Source organism: [Clostridium] symbiosum ATCC 14940 (assembly GCF_000466485.1).
Taxonomy (GTDB): Bacteria; Bacillota; Clostridia; order Lachnospirales; family Lachnospiraceae; genus Otoolea; species Otoolea symbiosa.
The window spans coordinates 20,590-27,596 of sequence record NZ_KE992929.1 but is presented as its reverse complement, the minus strand read 5'-3'; the positions used below and the strand labels follow the sequence as shown (position 1 = coordinate 27,596).

5 protein-coding genes are annotated in these 7,007 nt (G+C 50.3%); all 5 read right to left on the bottom strand.

Annotation, left to right across the window (positions count from 1 at the left end; genetic code table 11):
• Positions 1-20 precede the first annotated feature (20 nt).
• Positions 21-497: a PH domain-containing protein gene (locus tag CLOSYM_RS12605; RefSeq protein WP_003510563.1), complete on the bottom strand. Its 477-nt coding sequence runs from the start codon at positions 495-497 to the stop codon at positions 21-23.
• Positions 487-1,761 carry a hypothetical protein gene (locus tag CLOSYM_RS12600; protein WP_021642404.1) on the bottom strand — a complete coding sequence of 425 codons (1,275 nt, stop codon included), beginning with the start codon at positions 1,759-1,761 and terminating at the stop codon, positions 487-489. Before CLOSYM_RS12600 ends, CLOSYM_RS12605 begins: the two co-directional genes overlap by 11 nt.
• Positions 1,758-3,209 carry a tetratricopeptide repeat protein gene (locus tag CLOSYM_RS12595; protein WP_021642403.1) on the bottom strand — a complete coding sequence of 484 codons (1,452 nt, stop codon included), beginning with the start codon at positions 3,207-3,209 and terminating at the stop codon, positions 1,758-1,760. The genes CLOSYM_RS12600 and CLOSYM_RS12595 overlap by 4 nt, the downstream gene beginning before the upstream one ends.
• A gap of 295 nt (positions 3,210-3,504) precedes the next feature.
• Complete coding sequence (locus CLOSYM_RS12590; protein ID WP_021642402.1) at positions 3,505-4,203, bottom strand: response regulator; 699 nt, start codon at positions 4,201-4,203, stop codon at positions 3,505-3,507.
• A complete protein-coding gene (locus CLOSYM_RS12585; protein ID WP_021642401.1) occupies positions 4,196-6,883 on the bottom strand; it encodes a sensor histidine kinase in 2,688 nt (895 codons plus the stop codon). Before CLOSYM_RS12585 ends, CLOSYM_RS12590 begins: the two co-directional genes overlap by 8 nt.
• Positions 6,884-7,007 lie beyond the last annotated feature (124 nt).

Here is a 7,007-nt window from a genome sequence, read left to right as displayed (position 1 = left end):
CGGCGTCCTCACCTGCTTAACTAAATCTCCATTTCATTCTCCTCCTCAAAGCTGATAAATTCTCTGGAAGAAACCTTTTTCCTCTGTCTTTCTTCCTCCACCAGCCTCGACAGCTGCTCTTTAACATCTGAACTGTTCTTCACATTCGTCAGGTCAAAATTCCCAAGGCTGGAATCACTTGAAACAACCCGAATCGTTCCCAGACCAAACATGCGCTGAATCAGATTTCTCTCAAGTCCTAAATCCTTGATACGGTAAAGACGCACCTCATCTTCTCTCAGATTGAAAAGTCCCCGCTTGATAAAAAGACGATCCTCCGTCATACTGTATACGGTAAAGGTCCAGGGCAGACCGCACCACAGCCGCCTTCTGTCCGACCACAACACTTCTTTTTCCATTGTTACCACCTTTCTGCCGTTATTATAATCCGGCATTTTATACTGTTTTATTTCGCCTTTTATTTCGACATTATCTCCCGGAATCAAATCACTGCGCATAGCTCTCCGTATTTGTCACAGCCGGGGTATCCGGCACGGTTTTCAGCTTCCTCATAAGAGCATAGATTCCATCTTTTTCTTCTTTATGCATATATGCGGCCGTAATCAGATACTGTGAGGGACCCGATACAACATCGCAAACGGCCTGGAAGGCAATCTGTCCGTCCTCCTCATATTCAATCCAGCCTATACGGGCACGGCCGCCCGGAATTTCAAATTCTTCCGGTTCATTTTGACTGCATTCCTCCGGGAATTCTGCATTTCCGGAACGGAGCCTGAAACCGCTGACCCGCCATACAGGCGAATCCGAGGCCGAATCCCGCCACATATTGCAGCCGTCTCCGTCCCCATACGTTTCCCACTCATATTTTAACCGCCCCGGCAGTGTAAGCCGGAGCGTTCCAAAAGAGTGGGTTACCTCCCTCTTTCTGAAACCAACCGGATAATCCGACTCCATCTTTGGTGCATCTTCTTTAATCGAAGGCGCCCTGTCCGCCAGACTGCAAATCTCCCGGTACGCGTCCACAGGCAGTGGAAGCCCGGGATTCAGTACGGCCGCCTGCTCCAGAGAATCTATAATCATCTGATTGCACACGCTGTCCTCGGAGCTTCGCCGTGAAGGGACAAAACAGCATTGCTCCCACAAAAAATTCAATGCCATATTGCGGTAATAAAGAGCGTCTTTTTCCTCATTGTCCCAGATAAAAAAACGTTCCGCCAGCCAGGAAATGCCATTTTTCTCTGTCTGCTTTATCATATTTTCTATATTGAATCGTCCCATCGGGGTTATAACCGTGCCGGGAACTTCCTCGGGCTGATACTGCTCCATATCCCAGCAGAGGCAGAAATTACTGTACCCGCTTCCCCGCTCCGCGCAGTGCCGCTTCAGGGCATTCAGCCATGGGTAAAAATGTTCCCGCTTCATGCGTTCAAAATCACGGTGATTATAATATTCTGTCTCATCATCAACCAGAAGCTCACTGAGACGTTTCTGCCCCAGTTCATCCAGGAACCGGACTGCCGCCGCGTGAAAACCGGCGCCTGCAGGGGTGGAACAGCAATTGCCATTAATAAGCCATTGTCCACGCAGCCCGCTTTCACGCTCCCATTCCATTGACAAGTCTCCCATGGTACAAAAAGACACCGTAAGCCAGTTTTCATTGAGAGCCAGGCCGTAGCCCGATTCCTCCGCTATCTCCTTAACCGATTCCTTCAATGCATCTATTTTTCTGGTTTTAGCCTTAAATGTAAAGCCAATACTCATTCCTTATCTCCCTTCCGGCTCAATGCAACGCCGCTTACATCCCTTCTGAAAGAATGGAATGCTGCTTCCAGCTTTCTTTCGTTAAAAACAGCCATTGCAGACTTAAGCAGCCGATCCAGGTCCCAGGCCGCAAAGTCCAGATATCCGTAATCCGTCCCCGTAGCGCCGCCGGTAAACGTCACCGCATCGCCGGCTCTGTCGGAAATGTCTTTTTCGAGGCTGTCCCGCATGTCCAGAATCGTTCCGCGCTCAATGCCTTCCAGCGGATAGTAGAAAAAGCCGGGGACCGCGCCATCCTGATGAAATTCTTCCATAATCCGGTCATCTCCCCGGAAATAACATCCGACCGCCTCCGGACAGGTTGTTACCCCGGCAATGGTATCTTCACGCAAAAACCAGTCTTCCCGTCCATCCGGTTCCATTGAATAGCAGGTATACCAGCCACACAAATTTTCCGGCGTGACGGCCCGTTTTCCGTCTATGCATCCTTTCAGCTCATCAAGCAGAATCGCGTCGCCGCCGTCCTTAGGTTCTTTGAGCAAATCCATATAACCGATATAGCGGATTGCAGGAATTTCACCAATCGCCTGATCGAGAAGAACCGCCATCAGTGAATAGGCCCTGTCTTCATTCTCTTCCAAAAGAGGAAGCAGCTTTTCGCAAAACACGGACAGCCCAATCTGGTCGTCATCCAGTTCCTCCACCCAGACAAAGGCGTCTTTCGTGCCGATACTTTGGCCGTACATACTCAGTTCAAATTCTTTGGCAGGCTGCCGGCCAATCTGAATGTTCCAGTGATGAAAAACCTCCTCCGGGGCATGGTCTTTAAAATAAACGAGTTTTAAAATCTTTGCCCTGTCGCCGTCCGGGGTCAGTATCAAATCGTATTTTTCCCCGTTGAACCCAATCTCGAAGCAGATATTCCGGAACGCCGGTGCGAGCAGACGGCTTAAAGCTGCCGCCACCTCCTCTCCATGTTCTCTTCGTTCAATCTGTTCCCGAAGTCCGGCCTCTCCGGCCAGGAAGGAATCCCATCCCTCTTTTACCCTCTGCCTGAACGGCTTCATCGAGATCGGGAGAGCCAGACAACGCTCGCATTCTTTTATAAAATATAGTGTATCCTCATCCCCCGGAAGAGCTTCCAGCGCTTTTTCAAAATAATGTTTTGCCTTCTTTTCCCTGTTCAGATAATAACAGGCATATCCCATGCGGAAATTCCATCTGTGATCGGCCGAAAGCTCCTCTTCCACCGATTCCAGCAGCTCTGCCGCCTTTTCAAACAGGCGGCTGTCGTCCGCTTCAGCCAGATTATTATAGGCACAGGCCATCTCACTGATCAGTACCGGAGTCTTCTCCTCCTCCGGCAGGGCTTCCACCGCTTCTATAATTTTCTGATACTCTTCTTCCTCGTTCCACCGGTTCAACTGTAGTAAAAAGGTCTGATCCATATTTATGCGGCCTCCGTATCCGCCCGGTCTGCTGTTCTGCTGTAGTTGTAAAGATATGGATTCATTATACTGAATAACGGGATTTATTTCAAGTTTTCTGATATATCCCGGGGGACACGGTCGAAACGGCGTTTTTTGCCGTTTCTGTCCTCGATTGGCGATGAGAACTGAACCTGCCGCCTCCGGACGGCAAAAAGCACCTCTTTGTGAAGCTCAGCCCCGTCGGGACAAGCTGCCGCAGAAAGATGCTTTCGGAATATTATTTTATGTCATGATTAAATTTACGCCTTAAAGCTCACACCTTTAACATCCTGTATCCCACTCCGATATGTGTCTGGATATACTGCGGATTTGAGGGATCAGGCTCAATCTTTTTCCTCAGGGTTGCCATAAAGACCCGGAGGGAGGCGACGTCATTGTCCCAGGCGCTACCCCAGATTTTTTTCGTAATATACGTATGCGTCAGCACCTTCCCCACATTCTTTGCAAGCAGGCAGAGCAGTTTGTACTCAATCGGGGTAAGGTGCACTTCCTGCCCGCTCATCGTAACGGTGCCCGCCGCAAAATCGAGGCGCATCTCGCCGTTGGTAAACACGGAAGCCGGAGCCGCAGCGCTGTCTCCGGCATCGTTCAGCCTCCGGAAGGTAACGCGCAGCCGCGCCAGCAGTTCCTCCACGGAAAAAGGTTTTGTCAGATAATCATCCGCGCCGGCGTCCAGGGCGTCAATTTTATCGGTGTCCTCGCTTCTGGCGCTGAGCACGATAATCGGAGTTTTGGACCAGGAACGGATTTTGCGTATAATATCGATACCATCCATATCGGGAAGACCCAGATCAAGAAGAATCACATCGGGATTATGGGAAACCGCCTCCATAACAGCCGTCTCTCCGGTCGATGCGGTCCTGAAACGGTATTGATGGGTTTCCAGCGTTGTAGTAATAAGATTTTTAACGGCAGCATCATCTTCAACTACCAGAATTAATGGTTTATTCATGCAGGGTAACCTCCTCCATCGGTAATGTAAATGTAAACACGGCTCCGTGGGGGACATTATCCTCTACAGAAATCGTCCCGCCATGAGCGGTAATTATGGACTTGCACAGAGCCAGGCCGAGGCCGAGGCTGCGGCGGCTGTCGGCAATTTTGGTAGCTGCCGTATAAAACATATCAAATATATGTTCCTTGGACTCGTCGGATATCCCGTCACCGTTGTCCGCTACCGTTACAACAGCCAGATTTCCCTCCCTTTTCGTCTCAATTACCACCTCGGAACCGGGGGGAGTGTATTTAATGGCATTATCTACAAGATTTATGATAACCTGCATGATAAGTCTTGCATCTGCTTTTACGAGAAGAAAATCTTCTTCCTGCTTTATCTTAATCTTATGCTCACACCTCCGCCTGTCCGTATGGCGCAGCGCCTCGCCGACCACTTCGTCGAGAAGCTCCGTCGCCAGTCTCAGCTTCATTGTGCCGTCCTCAATCCGTGTTACCGACAATAAATTTTCCACCAGATTAATCAGCCAGAGGGAATCGTCATAAATATCTTCATACAGCTTCCTGCGCTTTTCCTTCCCTATACTCTGTTCACTTGACAGAAGGATACCCGCATTGCCGGATATAGAGGTCAGCGGTGTCCTGAGGTCGTGGGAAATCGACCGGAGCAGATTTGACCGGAGCTGTTCATTTTTAGCAAGCAGCGCAGCGGCCGCGCTCTCCTTCGATACCTTATCATTTCTAAGGGCAAGGGCACATTCTCCCAGAATGGAGAGCATTATGCTGTTTTCAAATGCGCCCAGCGGTCTGCCGTCTATCGCAATTCCCACAACGCCAAACACCTCCTGCGCCAGCCGGACCGACAGATATAGGCATTTGGCATTGCCCAGGGTTCCGGTTGTCGCGCCTGCGCGCTTATTATTGTGGTATACCCATGATGCAACGGCCCGTTCATTGTCATCCGCGTAATCCGACACATTCTCTCCGCTGTTTACGGCAAAAAGCTGAGGCGCCGCCAGTCCGTCATCCTGTATTCTGTAAAACAGAATGTCGCGGTCGAGCAGCTTTGTAAGCTGGTTGCATGTAACAGTTATCATTCCTGTCATGTCTTTCTCATTGCTCAGGGACTGATTCGTATCAAACAGCACCTTGGTCCGGTACGCCGTCTCGGCAGCCTGACGCGCCTGACGCTGGATTTTCACGGCAAGCGAGCTGGTGAGAAACGCCGCAATCAGCATAATCGGAAAGGTAGCCAGATATCCCGGATCATAGGCATTCAGCGTAAATCTCGGTTCGGTAAACAGGAAATTAAAGAGCAGCACGCAGATAACCGAGCTTGTCAGGCTGTATATCCGGTGCCGGGTGATTACTGCCGTCACCAACACACCCAGAATATATATGGTTATAATGTTGGCCTCGCTGAGTCCCAGGCAGTCGAATATGCAGCAAATCAAAGTCGCTGCCGCCAATACTGAAACACTTTTAATCAGATCGGCCGTATTTAATATCCGGCGGTTAGAACCTCGTACTCCGGCCCTGTAAGGACGGGAGTTCTGATCCGGAATAATATAAATGTCCAGGTTTGGAGAGAGTCTTGTAATTCTCTCGGTCAGAGGCGGCGGTCCCAAGAAGCTGCGCCGGGTGCTGCTCCTGCCCAGAACAATCTTTGATATTCCGGAAAGGCGGGCAAATTCCGCTATCTGAAAAGCAATATCATCCCCGTACACGGTTTCTATCGTCGCCCCAAGCTGTTCCGCCAGCCGGGTGTTCTGCCTGAGCCGCTCTTTATTCTCATCCGAATCAGAGGCAAAATCCGGCGTCTCCACAAATACTGCGGTAAAGCTCCCCTTAAATGCACCGGCCATACGCGCTGCCGTCCTGATTATTTTTGCATTGGTCGGAGAACCGGACAGGCAGACGAGAATATGCTCTTCCGTAAAGCTGCGGTTAGACCGTCCTCCGGTCAGTTCCGACATCCGGTTTACCCGGTCCGCGCAGCGCCGGAGCGCGATCTCACGCAGCGCAACGAGATTCTGGACTGAAAAAAAATTGCCAAGGGCTTTTTCCGCCTGGGGTTTACGATATATTTTGCCTTCCTGCAGACGCTCAATCAGCTCCCGCGGTTCAATATCCACAAGCTCCACCTGATCCGCGTTATCGAAAACGGAATCCGGGATTCTCTCCCTCACCGTAATTCCCGTAATAGAAGCGACCAGATCGTTCAGGCTTTCTATATGCTGTACATTTACCGTCGTGTAAACATCAATCCCATTGTTAAGCAGCTCATTTATATCCTGGTACCGCTTTTGATGGCGGCATCCTTTTCCATTGGTATGCGCCAGTTCATCGACGAGAATCAGCTGCGGCTTTCTCGCTATGGCGCCGTCGAGATCAAATTCGTGCAAAACCACATTCCCATGCCGGATCTCCTTTGCGGGAATCATCTCCAGACCGTTCAGCAGTTGGGAGGTCTGTGGACGCGCATGCGGTTCCACATAACCGGCCACCACGTCGATTCCCCGCCTTCTTGCCGCGTGAGCGGCTTTCAGCATGGAATAAGTCTTTCCTACCCCGGCCGCATATCCGAAAAATATTTTCAGACTCCCCCGGCCCTTTGCCTGGTTCTCATTTTCACACCGGCGTAAAAACTCCTCCGGGCTGCTTCTGCGCTCTTCCATTAAAATCACCTCAATCTATGAAAAGTATATCAATTTATTATTTAAAGCCGTATAAGGAAACGCCCCCGCGGCATTAAGATTGTATAAAGATTTCTATTGCGGCTTTTCCTCCGTCATTATTTTA

Bases quoted from the DNA above. Each gene is read 5' to 3' on its own strand.
- CLOSYM_RS12585 (WP_021642401.1), bottom strand. From the start codon at position 6,883: ATGGAAGAGCGCAGAAGCAGCCCGGAGGAGTTTTTACGCCGGTGTGAA.
- CLOSYM_RS12590 (WP_021642402.1), bottom strand. From the start codon at position 4,203: ATGAATAAACCATTAATTCTGGTAGTTGAAGATGATGCTGCCGTTAAA.
- CLOSYM_RS12605 (WP_003510563.1), bottom strand. From the start codon at position 497: ATGCGCAGTGATTTGATTCCGGGAGATAATGTCGAAATAAAAGGCGAA.
- CLOSYM_RS12595 (WP_021642403.1), bottom strand. From the start codon at position 3,209: ATGGATCAGACCTTTTTACTACAGTTGAACCGGTGGAACGAGGAAGAA.
- CLOSYM_RS12600 (WP_021642404.1), bottom strand. From the start codon at position 1,761: ATGAGTATTGGCTTTACATTTAAGGCTAAAACCAGAAAAATAGATGCA.